This window comes from Rhodococcus sp. 852002-51564_SCH6189132-a, assembly GCF_001665495.1.
Lineage (GTDB): Bacteria > Actinomycetota > Actinomycetes > Mycobacteriales > Mycobacteriaceae > Rhodococcus > Rhodococcus pyridinivorans.
Window position 1 is genome coordinate 11,716 of record NZ_LZMJ01000081.1, and the last position, 24,358, is coordinate 36,073.

Sequence of the window (24,358 nt, forward strand, 5' to 3'; positions counted from 1 at the left end):
GGAGTTCTCCCGTGGCACCACCGAATCTGACCCGCGAGCAGGCCGCCGAACGGGCCGCGATCCTGTCCGTCGACAACTACAGCATCGAACTGGATCTCACCGACGGTGCCGGCGCGCCGGGCACCACGACCTTCCGATCGGTGACCACCGTGCGATTCGACGCGACCGAGGGAGCCTCGACGTTCATCGACCTCATCGCGAAGACCGTGCATTCGGCGACCCTCAACGGCGACCCCGTCGACGTGTCCGGATACTCCGAGGAGACCGGCATCACCCTTACCGGGCTCGCCGCTCACAACGAACTCGTCGTCGACGCCGACTGCCTGTACACGAACACCGGCGAGGGCCTGCACCGGTTCGTCGACCCCACCGACGACGCGGTGTACCTGTACTCGCAGTTCGAAACGGCCGACGCCAAGCGGATGTTCGCGTGCTTCGACCAGCCCGATCTCAAAGCCACCTTCGACCTGCAGGTCACCGCGCCGCAGGACTGGGCCGTGATCTCCAACGCCGACACCGTACAGACGGCGGCCGCGCAGCCGGGTCTGCACATCTTCCGCACCACCCCGCGGATGAGCACCTATCTCGTCGCGCTCATCGCCGGTCCGTATGCCGTGTGGTCCGACGAGCACGGCACCATCCCGCTGCGCATCTTCTGCCGAGCGTCGCTCGCGGAGTACATGGACGCCGACCGACTGTTCACCGAGACCAAACAGGGCTTCGGCTTCTACCACGCCAACTTCGGGATCCCCTACGCCTTCGGCAAGTACGACCAGCTGTTCGTGCCCGAGTTCAACGCCGGGGCGATGGAGAACGCCGGAGCGGTGACCTTCCTGGAGGACTACGTCTTCCGGTCCAAGGTCACCCGCTACTCCTACGAGCGCCGCGCCGAGACCGTCCTGCACGAGATGGCGCACATGTGGTTCGGCGACCTCGTCACCATGCGCTGGTGGGACGACCTGTGGCTCAACGAGTCGTTCGCGACGTTCGCGTCGGTGCTGTGCCAGGCCTCGGCCACCGAGTACACCAACGCGTGGACGACCTTCGCGAACGTCGAGAAGTCGTGGGCCTACCGGCAGGACCAGCTGCCGTCGACGCACCCGATCGCCGCCGACATCCCCGACCTCGCCGCGGTCGAGGTCAACTTCGACGGCATCACCTACGCCAAGGGCGCGTCGGTGCTCAAGCAGCTCGTCGCCTATGTGGGGCAGGAGCCCTTCCTCGCCGGTCTGCGCGAGTACTTCCGCGACCACGCCTACGGCAACGCCACCTTCGACGACCTGCTCGCCGCGCTGGAGAAGGCCTCCGGCCGCGACCTGTCGGACTGGGGTGCCCAGTGGCTCAAGACCACCGGCCTGAACATCCTGCGACCGGACTTCGAGGTCGACGACCAGGGACACTTCACGCGTTTCGCGGTGGTGCAGGAAGGTGCCCAGCCCGGCGCCGGTGAGTTCCGCGTGCACCGCCTCGCGATCGGTGTGTACGACGACGACGGCTCCGGCAAGCTCGTCCGCACGCACCGCGTGGAGATCGACGTCGACGCCGCCGAGCGCACCGAGGTCCCCGATCTGGTGGGCGTGCCGCGCGGCGCGTTCGTCCTCGTCAACGACGACGACCTGACGTACTGCTCGGTGCGGCTCGACGAGGAGTCGCTCGCGACCGTCATAGACCGGGTCGGCGACATCGCCGAGTCGCTGCCGCGCACCCTGGTGTGGTCGGCGGCGTGGGAGATGACCCGTCAGGCCGAGATGAAGGCGCGCGATTTCGTCGCCCTCGTGCAGCGCGGTATCGCCGCCGAGACCGAGGTCGGTGTCGTCCAGCGTCTGCTCATGCAGGCGCACACCGCGCTGGAGAGCTACGCCGACCCGTCCTGGGCCGCGGAGCAGGGCCGGGCGGACTTCGCCAACCGTCTGCTCGAGCTCGCCCGCGAGTCCGTCGCCGGCTCCGACCATCAGCTCGCGTTCGTCAACGCGCTGACCACCGCGTACCTGTCGCCCTGGCACACCGAGGTGCTCGAGGAGCTGCTGGGCGCCGATCCGGCGACGGTCGGCCTGCCCGGGCTGACGGTCGACACCGATCTGCGCTGGCGGATCGTCCAGGCGCTCGCCGCGGCGGGTGAGGTCGACGCCGAGGGCGTGGAGTCGCCGTTCATCGACGCGGAGGCCGAACGCGACCCGACGGCCGCGGGTGCCCGCCAGGCGGCGGCCGCCCGCGCGGCCCGTCCGCAGGAGGCCGTCAAGGAGCAGGTGTGGCAGACCGTCGTGCACGACGACAGCGTCCCGAACATCACGGCGCGCGCCGTGATCGGCGGTTTCGCCCCGGCCGGTCAGGGCGAATTGCTCGAGCCGTACGTCGCGCGGTACTTCGCGGAGGTGCCGGGAGTGTGGGAGCGTCGTTCGAGCGAGGTCGCGCAGACCGTCGTGATCGGGCTCTACCCGTCGTGGTCGATCAGTGAGCAGTCGGTGGCTGCGGCAGACGAGTTCCTCGCCGGCGACCATCCGCCGGCGCTGCGCCGGCTCGTCGTCGAGGGTCGTGCCGGGGTCGTGCGCTCGTTGAAGGCACGCGCGTTCGACGCGTCCTGACGCGCCGACCTCACCGAACGACCGTGGGCGGTGCCCACATGAGACGACCACATGAGACGACTGTGGCCCGCCGCCTCTCCTTCGCGGAGTGGCAGCGGGCCACAGATGGTCGTGGGCTCCGGACTAGGGAGCGACCATGGCGTTCGCGATGACGCGGACGGCACTGGTGATGCCGTCGAGCAGATTCCCCTGGCCGAAGGACGACACGGCCGCGGTCACGCCGAGCTGCAGCACCCGGTCGGTGGCGCGGTCGGCGGCGGTGCGACCCGAGCGGATCTCGATGCTCCGCTGGTTCGGGAAGACGGCGACGAGGACCGAGTTGTCGGCGTCCGGCGTCGTCGGCAGCAGGGCGTCGGTCGCCGCGGCCGGATTCTCGTCGTCACCGATGTAGACGGTGAACCGCACATTGGTGATCCGCGTCGCGTGCGTGAGCGTGTCGTCGAGGGTGATGAGGTCGCGGTCCTTGAAGGGCGCACCCGTGAAGGCCTGACCGAGACCGCGCACGGCAGAGATGCGTCCGCTCGCGGTGAGTGCCGCACCGTGCGGCAGGTTCTCCGGCGCGACGACCGGACGCTGGATCACGTCACCACTTGCCACTTGCGGTACCTCCGATCAGCTCCGCCGAGGTCAGAGCGGCATGACCGTGACCATGATGCGGGTATTTCCAGGGATGGGTCGATTCGTCGGTCGCGGTCCACAGGAGCGGTCCGTGCTCCCATTTCCGGTCGAGCGTGTACGGGTCGTCCGACGGCGTGGAGCCCGGGTACTTGCTCAGGACGAAGGACAGCCCACCGAAGACCAAGACGATCAGCAGCGGGATGCCGACGAAGATCAGGGTTGTCTCGAGAATGCTCACAGCCAAACGTTAGCCCAGCCGGGCCCGAAAGGCCTCATACGCCCCGGAGAACGGCCCGATCAGGCCGCGCCCTCCCCCAGATAGGGCAGCCAGGTGGGGTGCAACTCGGGCAGGGTGGCGAGCAGGCGCCAGTGCCGGCCCTTGGGCGGATTCGGCACCACACGCAGGGTCCATCCGAGTTCGGTGAGCAGCTTGTCGGCCTTGCGATGGTTGCACGGCGCGCAGCATGCGACGCAGTTCTCCCAGGTGTGCTCGCCGCCTCGGCTGCGCGGCACGACGTGGTCGATCGTCTCGGCCTTGCCACCGCAGTAGGCGCACCGGTTCAGGTCGCGGTGCATGAGCGCGGCCCGGGTGAGCGGCACCCGCGCGTGATACGGAACGCGCACATAGTTGCGCAGACGGATCACCGATGGCAGCTGCACGGACCATTCTGCCGACCGCACCAGCGGGGCGAGCGGATCGTCGTGCACGGTATCGGCCTTGCCCCCGGCCATCAGGACCACGGCCCTGCGAGCGGGCAGGGCCGTGAGTGGCTCGTAGGTGGCGTTGAGCAGCAACACTCGACGTTTCAACCAGTCGGGTACCGTCGCGGTGCTGTCGTGCACCACGCGCAGTGTGGTAGCCCCCGGCACCCCTGCAGGGGCGTCCGCGGGCGGGAGTTGTCGATGCGAGCTGCTGCTGTGCTTCATACGACCTCCGAAAAGACTGGGAACAGTGGACCACGGATGCTCCCGAATCGCACCCCGAATCAGCGGACCGGTCCAGGTCGGGCCGGTGAACATCCGGTGACGGTCCCGCCCGGCACGGCTCGTCGGGCGGTGTGCGGTCGGGAGCGGGCACAATGGACGGTCGAGAGGGACGGTGAACGAATACAGATGAGTGACGAGCAGACCTTCTACGAGGCGGTCGGTGGCGCCGAGACGTTCCGCCGGCTCACTGCACGGTTCTACGAGGAGATCGCACGGGACGAGATCGTCCGGCCCCTGTATCCCGAGGAGGATCTCGGTCCGGCCGAACGACGCATGCGGATGTTCCTCGAGCAGTACTGGGGCGGCCCGCGCACCTACTCCGAGGAGCGGGGCCACCCGCGGCTGCGCATGCGTCATCATCCCTTCCGGATCGGGCCGCTCGAGCGCGACGCCTGGTTGCGCTGCATGCACACCGCGATCGCGTCGATCGACGAGAAGACGCTCGACGACGAGCACCGCCGGCAGCTCGTCGACTACATGAACATGGCGGCCGACTCGATGATGAATTCCCCCATCTGACCGAGGTCGGCGCAGCTCAGCGGCCCAGAATCCGGCGCAGGCGGTCCTCCACCTTCTGGGTGAACCGCGCCGCCGGCGACAGGTGACGACGCAGGACGGCGTGCTTGCGCACGTATTCGGGGACCTCCCACAGAGCGGTGGTCCCGGCTCGGAAGAGCGCCGCGTCCCCGGCACGCAAGGTGCGCGGCTCGGAGTCTGCGGACGAGACGATGACCGAGCCCTCCACGATGTGAACAATCTCGTCGACGCCGAAATGCCAGTCGAAGCGACCGGCCGTGCAGTCCCACACGTGTGTGGTGGTGGTGCGGTCGGCGCTGGTCGCCCACTGGCCGCTGCGCGCCACGGGCGCGCCCTCGCGGATCCACGCAGGGTCGATCGGGTCGTCGCGCAGCTCCACGTCGTCCAACCGGACCGCGACGATCGATGTCGTATTCATGCCGTTCGTCCTATCATGCGGGCAGGCCCGGACGGAACGGCCGCGGCCACGTTCGCCCTGCCTTTCGCCCTGTCGTCTGACACGATGAGTCCCGTGGCCCACCCCGCAGCACCGACCTCCGGCCGAGGCGACCCGACGGCGCCGTGGTGGCGCAACGCGGTCTTCTACCAGGTCTATCCCCGCTCGTTCGTCGATGCGAACGGTGACGGCATCGGCGACCTCGCGGGGGTGCGCAGCCGCCTCGGCTATCTCGAACTGCTCGGTGTCGACGCGATCTGGCTCAACCCGGTGATGCGTTCACCGATGGCCGATCACGGCTACGACGTCTCCGATCCTCGCGACATCGACCCGCTGTTCGGGGACATCGCCGATCTCGAAGCGCTGGTCGCCGACGCCCACGCGCGCGGCATCCGGGTGGTGATGGACCTCGTGCCGAACCACGTCAGCGTCGAGCACCGCTGGTTCCGGGCCGCGCTCGAAGCCGGGCCGGGCAGCCGTGAACGCCGGCGCTTCCACTTCCGCGACGGGCGCGAACCGGACGGCAGCGCACCACCGAACAACTGGCCGAGCGTCTTCGGCGGGCCGGCCTGGACCCGCATCACCGAACCCGACGGCACGCCCGTTCAGTGGTATCTGCACGTCTTCGCTCCCGGGCAGCCCGATCTGAACTGGGACGACGAGGAGGTCGTCGAGGACCTCGACAAGACCCTGCGGTTCTGGCTGGACCGGGGCGTGGACGGTTTCCGGATCGACGTGGCCCACGGGATGGCCAAGCCCGCAGATCTTCCCGACCACGAGGGGTGGGAGACCAACGAACTGCTCGGGCACTCCCCCGCCGACCCTCGGTTCAACAATCCCGAGGTGCACGACATCCACCGCCGCATCCGGCGGGTCTTCGACGAGTATCCGGACTCGGTGGCGATCGGTGAGATCTGGGTCGACGACCACGAACGGTTCGCCGAGTACCTGCGCCCGGACGAACTGCATCTCGCTTTCGACTTCCACCTGACGCTGTCGGACTGGGACGCCGACGCCGTCCGCGACGCGATCGAGAAGGGCCTGGCGGCGGTGACGGCGGTGCATGCCTCACCGACGTGGACGCTGTCGAACCACGACGTCGACCGCGAGGTCACTCGGTACGGAGGCGGTGAGGTCGGGCTCGCGCGGGCACGCGCGATGATCCTCGTCGCCCTCGCGCTCCCGGGAGCAGTGTTCGTCTACAACGGTGCCGAACTGGGGTTGCCGAACGTCGACCTGCCCGACGAGGTGCTGCAGGATCCGGTCTGGGAGCGATCCGGCCACACCGAACGCGGACGCGACGGATGCCGCGTGCCGCTGCCGTGGGAGGGCGAAACACCGCCCTTCGGGTTCACCTCCGCCGGGTCCGCGTGGCTGCCCCAGCCGCCGGAGTGGTCGGCGCTCACCGTCGAGAAGCAACTCGAGGATGCGGGCTCGACGCTCTCGCTGTACCGCCAGGCGATCGAGATCCGTACGGAGCGAAGGCGATCCGAGGGCGGTGGGATCGGCTGGTACGGAAGCCCGGCGGGGTGCCTGGCCTTCCGCCGTTCCGACGGCCTGACCTGTGTTCTCAACGCCGGCGACGTCGCGGTCGATCTGCCTCCCGGCGAGGTGCTGCTCGCGAGTGCGCCGCTCACCGGACACGCACTGCCACCGGACACCGCCGCCTGGTTGGCGTGAGGCTCCCTCAGAGGACGCTCAGACCGAGCCCCCCGCCGCGGCGCAGATAGACCGACCCGAAGCGGGCGTCGAGGCGCATCCAGGTGGCGGACGCCCGGACCCGGACCACCTCGGCGGGATCGATACCCGTCGAGTCGACGCTGTCACGACCGGCACCCGGCACGAAGCCCATCGCACCGAGCGCGAACACCATGCGCATCGGCACCCCCACGGTCGTCCCGGCACCGCTCACCTCGAGAACCTCTTGGGCGAGCAACGACGCCGGCGGTCCCTGCGCGCCGTGCTCGCGGGTGAGCGCGACGCCGCGTTGCGCGAGTGCGACGAGGATCCGTGCCGGCACGTCGTCGACGTGGACGTAGCCGTCGTCGGGTGGAAGTGCGCCGCGCCAGGCGGAATCCATCGCCCAGCCCGGGTCGACCTCGGTGCGCGGTTCGGACCCGGCGAGGAGCGCGGCCCGCAGCGACTCGGCGGCCACGCAGGTGTCGGCCGGAGCCACGGTTCCGCGGACGACGCGTCCGGCGAGCACCTCGAAACCGGTGCGTGTCCACACACCGAGCAATCCGTCGCCGCGGCGGCGCAACCGCACCACGGCAGCCTCGTCGAGACGCGCGGCCCGGGCCAGGAATGCGGCGAGGTCGACGCTGTCGTCGGGGTCGGCGAGCGTCAGGAGGCGCTCTGCACGTCGGATCCGGTCGTCGGTCACGTCGGCCTCGTCAATTGCGGTGCCACCGTCAGTTTCGTTGCCACTGACGCAGGAACTCGCGTTCGTCGTCGCTGAGCCGGCGCAGGCGCTGGGTCTCGATGTCGAACGCCGCGATCTGGGTGGACGCGACCACCGCCGGCGCCGAGTCGACCGGGGCACCGCCCGGCCGCACCTCGTACCCGATCGTGAAGTCGACGGCCCGCACCTTCTCGGTCCACATCAGCACGTCGAGCGGACCGTCGTCGTGGCGCAACTGCCCTCGGTAGCGGACGTGGAGGTCGGCGATGACGGCGCCTTCACGCAGATCGCGGGTGGGGCGGCCGTCGGCGAACAGCCACGGGATCCGCGCTTCTTCGAGGAGGGTGACCATCCGCGCGTGGTTGATGTGCTGGAAGACGTCCATGTCGGACCACCGCACCATCACCTCGGTGTGGAAACCGAACTGTTCGCCCGCACCGCTCACTCGTTACCTCCGATCGGATGCGCGCGTGCGCACCATGCCCCTGATCTGTCGTGCCGCCACCGAGAGGGTGGCGAGGTCCAGACTTCCAGACGCGAATATCTCGTCGAGCGCCGCCCTCGCACGGACGAGTTTGGAGCCGTTGGACGACTCCCAGTCCTCGATCATCTCCTCGGTCGACTCCCCGGGTTCGGCGCCGGCGAGCACGTCGAGGACGAGCGACCGCAACGAGCCGTACAGGTCTTCGCGCAGCGCGAGGCGTGCCAGCGAATGCCAGCGGTCGCCCCGCTCGAGACCGGAGACCGCCGTGAGCAGGCGGTCGACGCCGAGACGCGCGTCGAGGGCGTAGTAGAGATCGGCGACCTCCGCCTCGTCGCGCTGCTCTATGTCGGCGATGTCGATGACGTCGAGCAGCGGGAACTGGTCGAGGAGCCGGAAGACGACGCCCGTGAGCTCCTCCGGTGCTCCTCGTTCGAGGAGCGGGCGGGTACGACGAAGGAAGTCCTCGGCGTGGTGCCCGCGCATCCAGTCCGCGACCCGCGGTGCGAGACGCGCGAAGGCATCGCGGTAACGGCTGATCTCGGCACCGACCGCGAGGGGCTGCGGTCGCGTGGCGAGGAGCCGGCGCGACGCCCGGTCGAGCACGCGGCGGGATTCGAGCAGCAGGTCGTCCTCGATGTCGACAGGCAGCCCGGCGGCCCGGATCTCGTCCCACAGGGCCGGTAGCCCGAAGATGGTGGTGACGGCGGTGTAGGCGCGGATGGCGTCGGTCGCCGTCGCCCCGGCCTCCTCGGCGAGCCGGTAGACGTAGGTGGGGCCGCCGTTGTCGACCGTGGTGTTGGCCAGCATGGTCGCAACGATCTGCCGACGCAGCGGATGCGCCCGGATTCCGGCCCGGAACCGCTCGCGCAGAGCGGGCGGGAAGTAGGCGGGCAGGATCGACGCGAAGGTCTCGTTGTCGGGCAGGTCCGTGGCCAGCAGGTCGTCGACGAGGGCGAGCTTGACGTGGGCGAGGAGCTGCGCCAGCTCCGGCGACGTCAATCCCTCCCCCGCCGCTTCACGACGATCGAACTCGGCCTCGTCGGGCAGGGCCTCGAGGCCGCGGTCGAGTCCACGATCGAGTTCCAGGGCTGCGAGCATCCGACGGTGCACCCCCAGCAGGGACGGCGCGACGACCCGCTCGAGTCCGAGCACGGCGTTCTGCGAGATGTTGTCGGCGAGAACGAGTTCGGCGACGTCGTCGGTCATCGACGCGAGCAGCGGATTGCGGTCCTCCGCCGCGAGTTCGCCGGCGGTCACCATAGCGTCGAGGAGAATCTTGATATTGACCTCGTGGTCGGAGCTGTCGACGCCGGCCGAGTTGTCGATCGCGTCGGTGTTGATCTTTCCGCCGGCGCGCGCGAACTCGATGCGGCCGCGTTGCGTGACACCGAGATTGCCGCCCTCGCCCACGACCCGGGCACGCAGTTCCCGCCCGTCGACGCGCACGCCGTCGTTGCTCTTGTCCCCCACGTCCGCATGGGTTTCCGTCGACGCCTTCACGTAGGTGCCGACACCGCCGTTCCACAACAGGTCGACGGGTGCGCGCAGGATCGCGCGGATCAGTTCGGGCGGTGGGAGTGCGGTGACGTCGTCGGGCAGGTCGAGCACCGCACGCACCTCGGGACCGACGGGCACCGACTTGGCCGTCCGGTCCCACACCCCGCCCCCGGCCGAGACGAGTTCGGTCGAGTAGTCCTTCCACGACGACCGCGGCAGTTCGAACAACCGGCGCCGCTCCTCGAACGACCGCTCCGGATCGGGATCGGGATCGAGGAAGATGTGCCGATGGTCGAAGGCCGCGACGAGCCGGATGTGCCGGCTGAGCAGCATGCCGTTGCCGAAGACGTCACCGCTCATGTCACCGATGCCGACGACGGTGAAATCGTCCGTCTGCGGGTCGGATCCGAGTTCGCGGAAGTGACGCCGGACGCTCTCCCATGCACCGCGCGCGGTGATGCCCATCTCCTTGTGGTCGTAACCGGCGGAGCCACCTGACGCGAACGCGTCGCCGAGCCAGTAGCCGTATTCCGCCGCAACGGAATTCGCGAGGTCGGAGAACGACGCGGTGCCCTTGTCCGCGGCCACCACGAGATACGGGTCGTCGTTGTCGTGACGCACGACCCGCTGCGGCGGGACCGTGTCGTTGCGGGCGGCGTCGAGGTTGTCGGTGATGTCGAGCAGACCGGCGATGAAGCACCGGTAGCACCGCTCGCCACGCTCGCGGACGGCGCGCCGGTCCGCCTCGGCGTCACCGGTCGGACGCGGGGCGTGCTTGACGACGAAGCCACCCTTCGCACCCACGGGCACGATCACCGCGTTCTTCACGGCCTGCGCCTTGGCCAGGCCGAGCACCTCCGTGCGGAAGTCCTCCCGGCGGTCGGACCAGCGCAGACCACCGCGGGCGACGGGACCGAACCGCATGTGGACGCCCTCGACGCCCGGGGCGTAGACGAACACCTCGAAAGCCGGTCGCGGCTGGGGTAGTTCGGCGATCCGTCGCGGATCGAACTTGAGCGACAACGCCCGGCCGTCCGGGCGCTCGTGCCCGATACCGCCGGCCACGTAGAAGTTGGTGCGCAGGGTCGCACGGATCAACGAGAACAGTCCCCGGAGGATGCGGTCGGTGGCCAGGGCGGTCACCTCTGCGATCGTCGTCGTGAGTTCCTCGGCGATCTGCTGTTCGCGTTCGGCGGAGGCGTTCTCCGGATCGAATCGGGACTCGAACAGCCCGACGAGCAGCGCCGCGGTGTGGGGGGCGCCGAGCAGCACACCTTCGATGTTGTACTGGCTGTACGGAAATTCGGTCTGGCGCAAGTACTTCGCGTAGGCGCGGAGAAGCACGATCTGCTTCCAGGTGAGCCCGGCGCGCAGCACGAGCTGGTTGAACCGGTCGGTCTCGACCGCCCCCCGCCAGGCCACGGTGAAGGTGTCGGTGAGACGATCCGCCAGGGTCGGATCGGCCTCCACGATGCCGTGCTCGATGTCCTCGGGCAGGCAGAGTCCGAAATCGTATATCCCGCACTCGATTCCGTCCGATCGCGGCAGCCGGTAGGGCCGCTCGTCGACGACCTCGACGCCGAGGCTCTGCAACACCGGGAGGATCCGGCCGAGGGTGACCGTCTCGTCGGCGATGTACAGGGTGAAACGCAACGACAACGGATCGTCGGAACCCGGACGGTACAGGTGCGTGTCGAGATCGCCGGAGTCGAGCGCTTCCAGACGCCGCAGGTCGTCCAGGGCACGTTCGGAGCCGAAGTCCTCCTTGTACGCCTCGGGCACGACCTCGGCGTACCGCTGCACCAGCAACGGATCGAGATCGCCGGTCGCGGCCGCCGCCTCACCGAGCCGATCGGCCCAGTTGCGGGTCACTTCCGCGAGCATCGCCTGGATCCGCAGGCGGTTCTCCTCGGAGGTGTCCACCTCGCGACGTGCGCGCCCGGAGAAACGGATCGTCACGTGCAGCAACGCGAGGTCACGTTCGGATACCCGCGCGGTGTAGTCGAGTACGCCGCCACCGAACTCGCGCAACAGGATGTCCTGGATCGCCACGCGCACCTTCGTCGTGTAGCGGTCGCGCGGCAGGTAGACGAGGCACGAGATGTACCGCCCGTAGGTGTCGACGCGGACGAACAACCGCACCTGCCTGCGGATGTCGACCACCGCCGTGACGGTCTCGTAGAGGGTGTCGGTGTCCATGGAGAACAGTTCCGCGCGGGGCACCGTCTGCATGATCTCGAGCATCGCCTGGCCGCTGTAGGACGACAGCTCGACCCGCGCCCGCGCGACGATCTCCCGCACCCGGCGCGAGACCACGGGGATGTCGAGGATGTTCTCGTGCAGAGCGGTCACGGTGAGGACACCGAGGAAACGATCCTCCCCGGCGAGCGCGCCGTCGGCGTCGAGCCGGGCGACGCCGACGAAGTACGGATAGACGGAACGGTGCACGGTGGCGGGAAGCGCGCCCTGAGTGAGCACGAGCAGCGGGCGGCGGCACGTGCCGACCTCACCGGGCAGGTCGAGCGGGTCCGCGACCGAGGCATCGGTGCGCAGCACTCCCCTGCCGCTGCCGGGCACGGGCGTCGCGCGCACGTTGTCGTCGCCGCCGTCGGGAACGAAGTCGTAGCGCCGGTAGCCGAGAAGGGTGAAGTTCCCGCCGCTCAACCAGCGCAGCAGTTCGGCGGTCTCGGTGAGCTCGTCGGCCGTGTAGTGCGCCGGCGGATCGGCGGCCAGGCCGTCGAGCGCGTCCGCGAGGTCGCGCTGCAGGGCGTGCATCTTCCCGGAGTCCGACGCCACCTGCCGCACATCGGACAGTACGCGCCGCAGGCCGTGATCGATCTCCTCGAGCGATTCGTCGTCGACGGGCCCGCGCAACTCGATGTGCATCCACGATTCGGCGACTCCACCCGAGGCCCGTCCGCCTTCGTCGGCCAGGCGCTCGAGGTCGCCCTCGGCGGTGCGGCGCGCAGACAGGACGGGGTGGATGACCGTCGCCACCGAGACACCCAGCCGGGACAGCAGTGCCAGCACCGATTCGACGAGCAGCGGCATGTCGTCGGTGACGATCTGTACGGCGACACCCATGCCCTCGGTGCGGCGCACACCGACGACAGCGGTGCCCGGTGCGCGGCGACGACCGAGACGGACGTGCTCGAACGCGGCCGCGCCGTGGTCCGTGGTGAACTCTCCGGAGCTCTGATAGATCCGCTCGAGGACCGCCTCGGGAGAGGCATCGCTGTCCGTTGCATTTGTCTGCACCACAGCCGGATCGGCCATCGACACCCTTCCTGCTCTGTCGGGCGGATACTCCGCGCGCCGCGGACGGACTCGTGATCGAGCCTATCCGCGGCGCGCAATCGGGGGGTCGGAACCGGCGGGTCGGGTAACAGCCGGGCCGGTCGACAGGATGTACCCGCTCAGCCGGTGGGCGTGACGGCGCGGTGCCGGTCGAGCACCGCCCGTACCTCGTCTGTCAACGGCTGCGACGTGTCGGTCTCGGGATCGAAGCCGACGAGCACGGTGTCGGCGACCGCGCACACCACGCCGTCCCGGTCGAGGATCGTCTGACGCACCGTGAACGAGCTCGTGCCGAGACGCAGCACCGTCGTCTCGACCTCGATCGGCGCCGAGGAATCCTTGATCGGACGCAGGAACTCGACGTCCATCTTCCGGAGCACGACGGCATCGCGGGCCGGCAGCTCGCTCCGGAAGAACTTGATGCGCCCTTCCTGCAGGTATTCCACGACCTTGGCGTTGTTGACGTGCCCGAGCCGGTCGGAGTCGCCCCAGCGCACCTCGACCGGGCACCGGTAGGGCCGGTGGCCGTTGCGCTCAGTCACGCGTGAGCTTCCGGTGCGTGACGCGGTGCGGACGTGCCGCATCGGCTCCGAGACGCTCGATCTTGTTCGCCTCGTAGGCCTCGAAGTTGCCCTCGAACCAGAACCACTTGCCTTCTTCGACGTTGCCCTCCCACGCCAGGATGTGGGTACAGGTGCGGTCGAGGAACCAGCGGTCGTGGGAGATCACGACGGCGCAACCCGGGAACTGCTGCAGCGCGTTCTCGAGCGACGACAGGGTCTCGACGTCGAGGTCGTTGGTCGGCTCGTCGAGGAGGATCAGGTTGCCGCCCTCCTTGAGCGTGAGCGCCAGGTTCAGGCGGTTGCGCTCACCACCGGAGAGCACACCGGCCGGCTTCTGCTGGTCGGGACCCTTGAACCCGAACGCGCTCACGTACGCGCGCGACGGCATCTCGTTCTGCCCGACCTCGATGAAGTCGAGACCGTCGGAGACCACCTCGAAGACCGTCTTCTTCGGGTCGATGTTCGCGCGGTTCTGGTCGACGTAACTCAGCTTGACCGTGTCGCCCACCTTGACGGTGCCGCTGTCGGGCTCCTCGAGACCGACGATGGTCTTGAACAGCGTGGTCTTGCCGACGCCGTTGGGACCGATGACACCGACGATGCCGTTGCGCGGCAGCGTGAACGACAGGTCCTTGATCAGGACACGGCCGTCGAAGCCCTTGTCGAGGTGCTCGACCTCGACAACGACGTTGCCCAGACGCGGCGGCGTCGGGATCTGGATCTCCTCGAAGTCGAGCTTGCGGTACTTCTCGGCCTCGGCTGCCATCTCCTCGTAGCGGGCCAGACGCGCCTTGTTCTTCGTCTGCCGTGCCTTGGCACCGGAGCGGACCCACTCGAGTTCCTCGCGGAGCCGCTTCTGCAGCTTCTGGTCCTTCTTGCCCTGGACCTCGAGACGCTCGGCCTTCTTCTCCAGGTAGGTGGAGTAGTTGCCCTCGTAGGGATGCAGCTTGCCGCGGTCGACCTCGCAGATCCACTGCGCGACGTGATCGAGGAAGTACCGGTCGTGGGTGACGGCCAGCACGGCGCCCGGATAGGAGGCGAGGAACTGCTCGAGCCACAGCACCGACTCGGCGTCGAGGTGGTTGGTCGGCTCGTCGAGGAGCAGCAGGTCGGGCTTGCTCAGCAGCAACTTGCACAGCGCGACACGGCGGCGCTCACCACCGGAGAGGTGGGTGACGGGCTCGTCCGGCGGAGGGCAGCGCAGTGCGTCCATGGCCTGCTCGAGCTGCGAGTCGAGATCCCACGCGTTGGCGTGGTCGAGCTCCTCCTGGAGCTTGCCCATCTCCTCCATCAGCTCGTCGGAGTAGTCGGTGGCCATGAGCTCGGCGATCTCGTTGAACCGGTCGAGCTTGACCTTGATCTCGCCGAGGCCCTCCTCGACGTTCTCCCGGACCGTCTTCTCCTCGTTGAGGGGCGGCTCCTGCTGGAGGATGCCGACGGTGGCCTCCGGATCGAGGAAGGCCTCGCCGTTGCTGGGCTGATCGAGCCCGGCCATGATCTTGAGAATCGACGACTTGCCCGCGCCGTTGGGTCCGACGACGCCGATCTTCGCGCCGTGGTAGAAGCTCATGGTGACGTCATCGAGGATGACCTTGTCACCGTGCGCCTTGCGCACCTTCTTCATCGTGTAAATGAACTCCGCCATGACCACCAGCGTATCGGTCGACGGTCGATAACCCACATCGTGCGACCACGGGATGCCCGGGCCGCGCCCGCGTCAGCGCCGCAGCAGCTCCGCGACGAAGCCTGTCGTGTCGGGCAGCGACGCGAACATCGTCTCCGAGTGCCCTGTCGGATACGTCCGGAACTGCGCGTTCGCGCCCCCGGCCCACAGGCCCCCGATCAGTTCGAACGCGAGCGGCGCGGGCACCGTCGTATCGCGCAGACCCTGCGCGAGGAACAGTGGCCGGTCGTAACCACGGGTCGGCACCGCGACATAGTCGGTGAAGGCGGCGCGGAACCGGTCGTCGCTCAGCGGACGGGCGAGGACCTCGCCGATGCCGACCTCGCCGTAGCGGTCCATCAGCTCGTCGTAACAGAGTCGCTCGGCGGCGTCGACCACCTCGCGACCGAGGGGAGTGAGGTATCCGTCGACGTCCAGGGAAGGATCGGCGTCGCGCAGACCCGCGAAGATGTAGGCGGCGAACGCCGTGAGCCCGTCGAGACCGAGATCGGGGAAGCCCGGGAATCCGAGCGGGAACAGGTACTCGAGGTTGGACGGGGCGCCGGTCGTGAGCGTCCCGCGAAAGTCCAGTTCGGGCGCGCGGGAGGTCGCAGCGTGCGCGGTGTGTAGACCGGTGTGCCCACCCTGCGACTGGCCGATCACGACCCAGCGGTCGGACAGCGACGGTTCGACAGCGCGTCCCGCCCGCACGATGTCGATGACGCTGTTCGCGGCGCTCTGCCCGTCCAGATAGCGGTGCAGCCCGCCCGACCCGAGGCCCGGATAGTCGGCTGCCACGACGGCATAGCCCTGCCCGAGCCAGTGGTCGAGATAGGCAGTGTCGCGCGGTGTGCGCGGCAACCGCGAGGGCGCGCACGAATCGTCGAGACCGACGGTCCCGTGGGCCCATGCGACGACGGGCCACCCGCCCTCGGGCGGCGTGCCGGGAGGGACGAACAGTGCCCCGGTCGCCGTGGTCGGGGTGCCGTCGCGCCACTGCGTGGTGTAGGCGAGGACGCGAGCCGAGGACGCCCCGGGCAGGGACGATTCCGGGTCGAGCGTGGCGACCTCGACAACCTTTCCCGGCGCCGGGTTCGCGCCCACCGCGGGAGGTGACACGACGGTCGTCAGCAGTGCCAGAGCACCGGCGAGCAGCAGGGCGGGGACGTGCGTGGTACGGGTCACGCCGAGGACGATACGGACCGTCCGGCCGCGGCGTCCGTATTCGTCCGATTCGCCGCGGCGCGACAGGATGTGCACGTCGGATCGGCGCGGCTAGCGGCCTTCGCGGTCGCGGCGCGCCAGCTCGGCGAACATCGCGTTGTGTGCCGCGAGATCGGCGTCGTCGTCGCGTTCGGCGGCCCGGTCGACACGTCGCGCCGTGCGCCGGTCGCTGCGCGACCACTGGACGAGCAGGGCGAGCATCACGAGCACGAGCGGGATCTCGCCGGCCGACCATGCGATGCTGCCGCCGACCTTCTGATCGGAGAACAGGTCGTAGTTCCACGGTAGTGCCAGGCCGCGGTAGTAGCTCTCGGCCATCACCGTGCCCATGCTCATGAGGGTCACGCCGAAGAAGGCGTGGAACGGGAGCGAGCCGAAGACCATCGCCAGCTTCGTCACGGGCTGCAGGTCGCGTGGCGACGGGTCGACGCCGATCACCACCCAGTAGAACAGGTAGCCGCTGAGCAGGAAGTGCAGGTTCATCAGGACGTGGGCGGTGTGACTGTCGATGAACGCGGTGAAGATCCCTCCGAGATACAACGCGTAGAAACCGCCGACGAACATCACCGATGCGACGATCGGATGCGTGAAGAAGCGCGACAGCGGGCTGTGCAGGAACTCGAGGATCCATTCGCGCGGTCCGGGAGGGGCGTTGCGGCCGGCCGGCTTGAACGCACGCAGGGCGAGGGTCATCGCCCCGCCGAGCGCAAGGAGCACCGGGGCGAGCATCGACAGAGCCATGTGCGCGCCCATGTGCACGCTGAACATCGCCGGCGAGTACATCCCGACGCCCGAACTGGTGGCGACGAACAGCACGAAGCAACCCGAGAACCAGGCGATCGACCGGCCGACCGGCCACGAGTCGCCGCGCTTGCGCAGCGTCCACAGACCGATGGCGTAGGCGGCGGCGAGCACGAGAGCAGCCGTGCCGAAGATCAGGTCGAAGCGCCACTGGCCGAAGAACAGGCTCACGAACGACGGCGGTACGTCGAGCTGGTAGCCGAGCTCGACCTCCTGGATCGTCGGTACCGAGGCCGGCGGCGGCGGGGGCGTGCGGCCGAGTCCCACGGCCAGGCCGATGGTCGCGGCGAGGACGAACGCTTCGACGAGGGTGAACCGCACGAGCGCGGACCGGCTCGTGGGGTCGGCTTCGAGGGCCGGAAGCGCCCGGCGTCGCTGAGCCCAGCCGAAGATGCCGAGCAGGATCAGCGCGACGGTCTTCGCGAGCAGCAACCCGCCGTAGGTGGTGGTCGTCAGGTCGTCGAACGACATGCGGACCGCGGCGTTGATCACGCCGCTGACAGCCATCACGACGAACGCGAGTCCGGCGACGAAGGAGAACCGCCGGGCGGCGACATCGGTGTGCTCCCCTCCCCGCATCGAATGGGCGAGCAGCGCGAACAACCCGCCGGCCCAGACGGACGCCGCGCCGAGGTGCAGCACGAGGCTGTTGGTCGCCATATCGTGCGAACCACCCGACGAGGAGTGCCCGGTCAGGGCGATCGGCATGAGGGCGACGAACGACAGCAGCAACAGATACGGCGTCCACGACCAGCGCACTGCGAGTCGGGTCAGCAGCGCGGTGATCAGCGCGAGCACGGTCGTCCAGGCCCAGGCCAGCGCGACCTCCACCTGACCGAGCGCCGAGAACAGGTTCTCCGGACGGATGGCCTCACTCAGCGGACTACCGGAAGTGTCGGACAAGGTCAGCGGCACCATCAGCGCCGCTGTCACGGCCCACACCGTCGCCGCGACGCCCGCCGTCCGCACGGCGCGATAACCGCCGACGTCGAGTACCCCGCTCCGCTGCGGGGGCACGAGGAAGGCGGCGAAGAACAGCGAGCCGATCGTGATGACCGTCGCGATCTCGGAGATCGCGCGGACCGCCGGGAGACCGTAGGTGGTGAGCGGACCGGGATCGGGGATGCCGAGCAACACCAGAGCCTGCGCAGCGGACAGTCCGACCGCGAACGCCGCGACGAGGGCGGCGAGGAGGCCGAAGAGAATCAGCAGTGCCGGCGGGTTTCCCCTCATGGGGGCGGGCGCCGGAGGCTGCGCGGGAGACGCGAGCTCGGATGTTGCCATGCCTACCAGGGTAGGACGTTCACGCCATGACCTACGACACGCCGTCGGAGTCCCCCGTCCCCCGTATCCGTGGACGTAACAACGTCGACGGCGTGCTGCAGGGCCACGAGTGTGTCGGCCGCCACCATCGCGTCGCAGTGTGGAAGCGCGGCGGACATCGACCCGGTCGAGGGCGTGAAACCGGACTGCCCGGCCCGGGGGTTGAGCCACACCAGCCGGTGCGCGCGACGCCGGATCCTGGCCAGGACGTGGGCGAGTTCGGTGGGATCGTCGCTGTCCCAACCGTCGGACGCGACGACGACGATCGCTCCGCGCATCAGGTGTCCGTGATGGGAGGCGACCACCTCGGCGAGCGAACCGGCGATGCGGGTGCCTCCGAACCGCGTCCGTACCCGCTCGTTGGCGACGCCGATCGCCTGATCGACCGACCGGTGCCGGAGGACCGGCGTCAGACGCGCAGCTGTGGTGGAGAACACGAAGACCTCAGCCGTTCCGGTGTGGGCGAGCGCACGCACGAGATGCAGATACACCCCGATGTAGGGACGCATGGAACGGCTGACATCGCAGAACACGACGACCTGCCGCCGGCGTCGACCCGGTCGCGTGCGGATCAGCCGGAGCGGCTCGAACCCCGTGCCGCGGGAGGCTGCGATGCTCGCGCGGATGTCGACGCGTCCGGTGTGGCGTTGCACCCGGCGGCGGGTGCGGCGGATCGCCCAGCGCGCTCCGGCCGCCTCGATCCATGTCTCGAGGAGTGCGAGTTGCGCCGGGTCGAGGTCGTCGAACCGCTGATCGGCGATCTCGGCCAGTGCGCTCGCCACCTCGCGCCCCGGGCGGCCGGGTGCCCGCTCCCCCTCTGCGGATTCGACGATCGTCCTGGTGACCCATGGAACGTCGTGCCCGGAAGTGGGAACCCCGATGGGCCGGCTGGGTCCGTCCGGTGTCGACGCCCCCGGCGCGCCTTCGTCCTCGGGTCCCGTGCGACGGGCGTGCGGGTCGAGCGGAACTGGTGCCTCGCCGAACACCCGGTCGAAGACCGTATCGAAGGTGGACAGGCTCTCGTACCGGTCGACGAGGGTGAGCCGCGCGGTCCAGTACAACCGAGTCCGCGTGGTTGGCGGACACGCACGCAAGCCGCGCGTGAAGGTCGCCGCTCCGTCCGCCGGGACCACGATCCCGGCGGACCTGAGCCGGTCGACCAACGCGACTGTGAAGGCGGCGTGATCGACCCCGGGGAGCAGCCCGGCGCTCATTACACTTCGGTGGAGACGAAGCGGGTCAGCGCCTCCCCCAGCGCGTCGCCGTCGTCGGGAGTCTTCGCCAGTGCCGCGAGCGACATCGCCGCTTCGGGCCGGACGAGGTCGGTGACACCGAGCGCGGCGAGGGCCGATACCCAGTCGATGGTCTCCGCGATTCCGGGTGCCTTGTCGAGATCGAGTCCGCGGGCCACCGCGACGAAATCTGTGGCACGTTCGACGAGCGCGAGGTTCGCCGATGGCACCGTGCGACGCAGGATCGCCACCGCCCGGGCGCGGTCGGGGTAGTCGATCCAGTGGTACAGGCAACGTCGCCGCAGTGCGTCGTGTAGGTCGCGGCTCCGATTCGAGGTCAGCACGACAACGGGCGGGCGGGTCGCGGTGAGGGTGCCGAGTTCGGGAATGGTGACGGCGAACTCCCCCAGGAACTCGAGCAGCAACGCCTCGAATTCGTCGTCGGCACGGTCGATCTCGTCGACGAGCAGAACGGCGGGTGTGTCGCCGCGGTGGCGGACGCAGCGCAGGATGGGGCGTTCGAGGAGGTATTCCTCGGAGTACAGGTCGGCTTCGGCGGGAACGTCGCCGCGCGCCTCGGCGAGCCGGATCGCGAGCAACTGGCGTTGGTAGTTCCAGTCGTAGAGGGCCTCGGCGACCGACAGTCCCTCGTAGCACTGCAACCGGATCAGCGGGCTGCCGAGAATCTGCGCGAGCACCTTGGCGGCAGTGGTCTTGCCGACCCCAGGTTCGCCCTCGAGCAACAGCGGTCGCCCCAATGCGACGGCGAGGTGGATGGCGGCGGCGGTGCCCTGATCGAGTAGGTGATCGTGGCTGTCGAATCTGGCCATCACGTCGTCGACGCCGGTGAAGATGCCCGGAGAGGACGGGTCGGTCACGCGACGTCGTCCTTCTCGAAGCGGCTGCGGCAACCCGGGCAGCAGAACCACATCGTCCGGCCCGCAACGACGAGGTGCGGGGTGGACTCGGTGATCGTGACGGTCATCCCGCACACCGGGTCGACGGCCGTCTGCGGCTTCGACTCCGTCTCCCTCGGCACCTCGACGCGTCGACAACTCTCCTCGGAGGGGCGGATGAGGCTGCCGCTGCGCGCGACTCGCACGATGTCGGCCACGATCGACAGTCCGATCTCCGCGGGGGTGCGGGCACCGATATCGAGCCCGACCGGGGTGTGCACGTGGGCACGCTCGTCGTCGGTCGGATCCACCTCGTCGAGCACCGCGGCGCCACGGGTGTGACTGGCGACCAGACCGATATAGCGGCTTCCGGCGTCGAGCGCCGCGCGGATCACACTCCCCTCGTCGCCTCCGTGACTCGCGACGATCACCACCGACGCCTCGGCAGGCACTCGCGTCCCGCGGATCCGTTCCACCGAGTAGTCGACGCGCCGCGCGAAGTCGCTCACGGCGTCGGCCACGGGCGAGTCCCCGAAGACGGCCACCACGAGCGCAGGCATCCGCGGCTCGAGAAAGATCTCGGTGGCCCCACCGGACATGCACGGGTTGACCGCGATCGTCGCCCCCGGGGTGTCGGGGAACTCGGCGGCTCCGGCCGGCAGCACCCGTAGGAGCATGCTCTCCCCTCGCTCGAGCACCGTGCGGGACATTTCGCGCACCGAGTTCTCGGTGCACTGTCCGCCGACGAACCCCTCGATCGTGCCGTCGGCGTGGACGAGCGCCCGGTCGCCCGAGTGCGCGGACGTCGGCGGCTGTGCCCGTACGACGGTCGCTTCCACGAACGGGCGGCGTTCGCTGCGCAACTGTGCTGCCCGCATCGCAAGGTCCATGTCCTCGTACTCCGCTCGTTCCACTCGAATCCTTCTGTCGCGTCGCTCAGATCGGCGGGGTCGCGCGACCCTGCATGGCTTCCCACACCCGCGACGGTGTCAACGGCATGTCGGCGTGCCGGACGCCGAGGGGTTTCAACGCATCGACCACGGCGTTGACGATCGCGGGTGGGGAACCGACCGTGGCGGATTCGCCGATGCCCTTCGCGCCGATCGGGTGATGCGGTGACGGAGTGACGGTGAACGCCGTCTCGAGCGTGGGTACCTCGAAGGCGGTGGGGATCAGGTAGTCCATGAACGACCCGCCCAGGCAGGTGCCGTTCTCGTCGAACGCGATCATCTCCATCAGGGCCATGCCGATCCCGTCGACGATGCCACCGTGCACCTGCCCTTCGATGATCATCGGGTTGATGCGGGTGCCGCAGTCGTCCACGGCCAGGAACCGGCGGATCCTCACCTCCGCGGTGCCGGGATCGACGTCGACGACACAGAAGTAGGCGCCATAGGGATAGGTGAGGTTCTCGGGGTTGTAGCAGATCTGCGCCTCGAGACCGCCTTCGAGACCTTCGGGCAGATCGCCGGCGCCGTGGGCCCGCATCGCGATGTCCTGGATCGTGACCGCCGCCGACGGGTCGCCCTTGACTCGGAAGGTGCCCTTCTCCCATTCGAGATCGGCGACGGAGACCTCGAGCATGCCCGATGCGATTATCTTCGCCTTGTCGCGCACCTTGCGGGCTACCAGCGCGGCGGCCGCGCCGGACACCGGTGTCGAGCGGCTTCCGTAGGTGCCGAGCCCGAAGGGGGTGTTGTCGGTGTCTCCGTGGACGACGTCGATGTCGTCGGGCGGGATGCCGATCTCCTCCGCGACGATCTGCGCGAAAGTCGTCTCGTGTCCTTGCCCCTGGGACTGCACCGACAATCTCACCACGGCCTTGCCGGTGGGATGGACACGCAGTTCGCAGCCGTCGGCCATGCCGAGACCGAGGATGTCCATGTCCTTGCGCGGACCGGCGCCGACGGCCTCGGTGAAGAACGACATGCCGATACCCATCAGCTCACCCCGTGCGCGGCGTTCGGCCTGCTCGCGGCGCAGCTCGTCGTAGCCGACGATGTCCATGGCCTTGCGCATGGTGGTCTCGTAGTCGCCCGAGTCGTACTTCCAGCCGGTCTTGCTCGTGTAGGGGAACTGATCAGGGCGCAGGAGGTTTTTCAGGCGCAGTTCCGCAGGGTCCATGTCGAGGTCGTAGGCGAGGCAGTCGACGAGCCGTTCGACGAAGTACACGGCCTCGGTGATGCGGAACGAGCAGGCGTAGGCGACGCCGCCGGGTGCCTTGTTGGTGTAGACCGCGGTCATGTGGGAGTAGGCGGCCTCGATGTCGTAACTGCCGGTGAACACACCGAAGAAGCCGGCCGGATATTTCACCGGGGCCGCGGTGGCGTTGAAGGCGCCGTGGTCGGCGAGGACACGGGACCTGATCGCGAGGATGCGACCTTCCTTCGTCGCCGCGATCTCCCCGACCATGATGTAGTCGCGTGCGAAGCCGGTGCTCATGAGGTTCTCGCTGCGGTCCTCCATCCACTTCACCGGATGACCGGTGACCAGCGACGCGACGATCGCTCCGACGTAGCCGGGGTAGATGGGGACCTTATTGCCGAATCCCCCGCCGATGTCGGGTGAGATGACGCGGATCTTGTGCTCGGGCAGACCCGCCACCAGCGCGTACAGCGTGCGATGGGCGTGCGGGGCCTGTGTGGTGGACCAGAGCGTCAGCTTCCCGGAGATCCGGTCGTAATCGGCGACCGCACCGCAGGTCTCCATCGGCGCGGGATGCACGCGTGGATAGACGATCTCCTGCCGGGTGACGACGTCGGCCTTCGCGAAGACCGCGTCGGTGGCCGCGGCATCGCCGGTTTCCCAGTCGAAGCAGTGGTTGTCGGTCTTGCCGTCGAGATCGGTCCGGATCACCGGTGCCTCGGGCGACAGGGCCGTGCGCACGTCGACGACCGGGTCGAGCATCTCGTAGTCGACGTCGATCAGTTCGAGGGCGTCGCGCGCCGAGTAGTGGTCGTCGGCGACGACGAAGGCGACCTCCTGACCGTGGAAGCGCACCTTGTCGGTGGCCAGCACGGCCTGTACGTCGTTCGACAGCGTCGGCATCCAGGCGAGCCCCTTCTCTGCCAGATCGGCGCCCGTGATCACCGCCCGCACCTTCGGGTGCGCGAGGGCGGCGGACGTATCGATGCCGTTGATGCGCGCATGCGCAACCGGCGATCGGAGCACAGCGAGATGCAGCATGCCGGGCAGCCGGACGTCGTCGACGTAGTTGCCGCGGCCCCGCACGAACCGCGGGTCCTCCTTGCGCAGCATCCGGCCGTGTCCGCACGGCTTGCCATCGTTGTCCTGTTCCTCCGGGCGTGTGTCCGGTTCGACCGCGGTCATCACGACACCTCCGTGGGTTGCGCCTTCGAGGAGTGTTCGGCGGCCCACCGGACCGACCGGACGATGGTGGTGTAGCCGGTGCAGCGGCAGATCTGCCCGGAGATCGCCTCGCGGATCGTCGCCTCGTCGGGGTCGGGATCGCGGTCGAGCAGGGACCGCGCGGTGATCATCATTCCCGGGGTGCAGAAGCCGCACTGCAGTCCGTGGCAGCGCACGAAGCCTTCCTGCACGGGGTCGAGGACACCGTCGCGTTCGAGTCCCTCGACGGTGAGCACCTCGTGGCCGGCGGCCATGACCGCCAGCGTGGTGCACGACTTCACCGGCTCGCCGTCCACGGCGACGACACACGTACCGCAGTTGCTCGTGTCGCAACCCCAGTGGGTTCCGGTCAGACCGAGGTGGTCGCGCAGGAAGTGCACGAGCAGCGTCCGGGGTTCGACGTCGGCGGTGACACTCTCGCCGTTGACCGTCATCGAGATCTGCATCG

The 24,358-nt window shown here is 68.9% G+C and carries 19 protein-coding genes; 3 read left to right on the forward strand and 16 right to left on the reverse strand.

Annotated elements, in window-relative coordinates:
• The first annotated feature begins 11 nt into the window (after nucleotides 1-11).
• Nucleotides 12-2,582 (forward strand): aminopeptidase N, encoded by a 2,571-nt coding sequence (pepN, locus tag A5767_RS20020; protein WP_064852999.1) that lies wholly within the window; start codon nucleotides 12-14, stop codon nucleotides 2,580-2,582.
• Nucleotides 2,583-2,705: 123 nt separating this feature from the next.
• On the opposite strand, the gene A5767_RS20025 is transcribed toward pepN, so the two are convergent.
• The 3 genes from A5767_RS20025 to A5767_RS20035 are packed head-to-tail and all read right to left on the reverse strand — an operon-like array spanning nucleotide 2,706 to nucleotide 4,127.
• Nucleotides 2,706-3,179 carry a DUF5130 domain-containing protein gene (locus A5767_RS20025; RefSeq protein WP_006551128.1) on the reverse strand — a complete coding sequence of 158 codons (474 nt, stop codon included), beginning with the start codon at nucleotides 3,177-3,179 and terminating at the stop codon, nucleotides 2,706-2,708.
• Nucleotides 3,166-3,438: an aa3-type cytochrome oxidase subunit CtaJ gene (gene ctaJ / locus A5767_RS20030; RefSeq protein ID WP_006551127.1), complete on the reverse strand. Its 273-nt coding sequence runs from the start codon at nucleotides 3,436-3,438 to the stop codon at nucleotides 3,166-3,168. Before ctaJ ends, A5767_RS20025 begins: the two co-directional genes overlap by 14 nt.
• Nucleotides 3,439-3,497: 59 nt before the next feature.
• Complete coding sequence (locus tag A5767_RS20035) at nucleotides 3,498-4,127, reverse strand: HNH endonuclease (protein WP_024100561.1); 630 nt, start codon at nucleotides 4,125-4,127, stop codon at nucleotides 3,498-3,500.
• 186 nt (nucleotides 4,128-4,313) lie between these two features.
• Between A5767_RS20035 and A5767_RS20040 the strand changes: the two genes are divergently transcribed.
• Entirely contained in the window at nucleotides 4,314-4,706 is a 393-nt protein-coding gene (locus tag A5767_RS20040; RefSeq protein ID WP_006551125.1) for a globin, read from the forward strand.
• A 16-nt stretch (nucleotides 4,707-4,722) separates the two neighbouring features.
• Here A5767_RS20040 and A5767_RS20045 read toward each other — a convergent pair whose 3' ends face one another.
• Nucleotides 4,723-5,142 carry a cupin domain-containing protein gene (locus A5767_RS20045; RefSeq protein ID WP_006551124.1) on the reverse strand — a complete coding sequence of 140 codons (420 nt, stop codon included), beginning with the start codon at nucleotides 5,140-5,142 and terminating at the stop codon, nucleotides 4,723-4,725.
• 84 nt (nucleotides 5,143-5,226) lie between these two features.
• Here A5767_RS20045 and A5767_RS20050 point away from each other — a divergent pair, with 84 nt between their 5' ends.
• The gene (locus A5767_RS20050) at nucleotides 5,227-6,840 is read left to right on the forward strand and encodes a glycoside hydrolase family 13 protein (RefSeq protein ID WP_064853009.1); all 1,614 of its coding nucleotides are present in this window, start codon (nucleotides 5,227-5,229) and stop codon (nucleotides 6,838-6,840) included.
• A 7-nt stretch (nucleotides 6,841-6,847) separates the two neighbouring features.
• Here A5767_RS20050 and A5767_RS20055 read toward each other — a convergent pair whose 3' ends face one another.
• The 12 genes from A5767_RS20055 to A5767_RS20110 all read right to left on the reverse strand — a co-directional run bounded on the left by A5767_RS20055 (nucleotide 6,848) and on the right by A5767_RS20110 (nucleotide 24,356).
• A complete protein-coding gene (locus tag A5767_RS20055; RefSeq protein ID WP_082921035.1) occupies nucleotides 6,848-7,543 on the reverse strand; it encodes a hypothetical protein in 696 nt (231 codons plus the stop codon).
• Between the two features lie 28 nt (nucleotides 7,544-7,571).
• Nucleotides 7,572-8,006, reverse strand: a complete 435-nt coding sequence (locus tag A5767_RS20060; protein ID WP_016691845.1) for an acyl-CoA thioesterase — start codon at nucleotides 8,004-8,006, stop codon at nucleotides 7,572-7,574.
• Between the two features lie 3 nt (nucleotides 8,007-8,009).
• Nucleotides 8,010-12,818, reverse strand: coding sequence for an NAD-glutamate dehydrogenase (locus A5767_RS20065; protein WP_064853000.1), 4,809 nt, complete (start codon nucleotides 12,816-12,818; stop codon nucleotides 8,010-8,012).
• A 140-nt stretch (nucleotides 12,819-12,958) separates the two neighbouring features.
• Entirely contained in the window at nucleotides 12,959-13,381 is a 423-nt protein-coding gene (locus A5767_RS20070) for an acyl-CoA thioesterase (protein WP_019289031.1), read from the reverse strand.
• Nucleotides 13,374-15,047: an energy-dependent translational throttle protein EttA gene (gene ettA / locus A5767_RS20075; RefSeq protein ID WP_006551119.1), complete on the reverse strand. Its 1,674-nt coding sequence runs from the start codon at nucleotides 15,045-15,047 to the stop codon at nucleotides 13,374-13,376. Before ettA ends, A5767_RS20070 begins: the two co-directional genes overlap by 8 nt.
• A gap of 72 nt (nucleotides 15,048-15,119) precedes the next feature.
• A complete protein-coding gene (locus tag A5767_RS20080; protein ID WP_371683107.1) occupies nucleotides 15,120-16,250 on the reverse strand; it encodes a lipase family protein in 1,131 nt (376 codons plus the stop codon).
• Nucleotides 16,251-16,340: 90 nt separating this feature from the next.
• On the reverse strand, nucleotides 16,341-18,374 hold the full coding sequence (locus A5767_RS20085; protein WP_064853001.1) for a cytochrome c oxidase assembly protein: 2,034 nt from the start codon (nucleotides 18,372-18,374) through the stop codon (nucleotides 16,341-16,343).
• 2 nt (nucleotides 18,375-18,376) lie between these two features.
• Nucleotides 18,377-19,627, reverse strand: a complete 1,251-nt coding sequence (locus tag A5767_RS20090; protein ID WP_019289028.1) for a vWA domain-containing protein — start codon at nucleotides 19,625-19,627, stop codon at nucleotides 18,377-18,379.
• Complete coding sequence (locus A5767_RS20095; protein ID WP_138845521.1) at nucleotides 19,627-20,475, reverse strand: AAA family ATPase; 849 nt, start codon at nucleotides 20,473-20,475, stop codon at nucleotides 19,627-19,629. Before A5767_RS20095 ends, A5767_RS20090 begins: the two co-directional genes overlap by 1 nt.
• Nucleotides 20,476-20,519: 44 nt before the next feature.
• Entirely contained in the window at nucleotides 20,520-21,431 is a 912-nt protein-coding gene (locus tag A5767_RS20100) for an XdhC family protein (protein WP_033096691.1), read from the reverse strand.
• Between the two features lie 46 nt (nucleotides 21,432-21,477).
• Nucleotides 21,478-23,871, reverse strand: a complete 2,394-nt coding sequence (locus tag A5767_RS20105) for an aerobic carbon-monoxide dehydrogenase large subunit (RefSeq protein WP_064853002.1) — start codon at nucleotides 23,869-23,871, stop codon at nucleotides 21,478-21,480.
• Complete coding sequence (locus A5767_RS20110) at nucleotides 23,871-24,356, reverse strand: (2Fe-2S)-binding protein (protein WP_019289024.1); 486 nt, start codon at nucleotides 24,354-24,356, stop codon at nucleotides 23,871-23,873. Before A5767_RS20110 ends, A5767_RS20105 begins: the two co-directional genes overlap by 1 nt.
• Nucleotides 24,357-24,358: the final 2 nt, after the last annotated feature.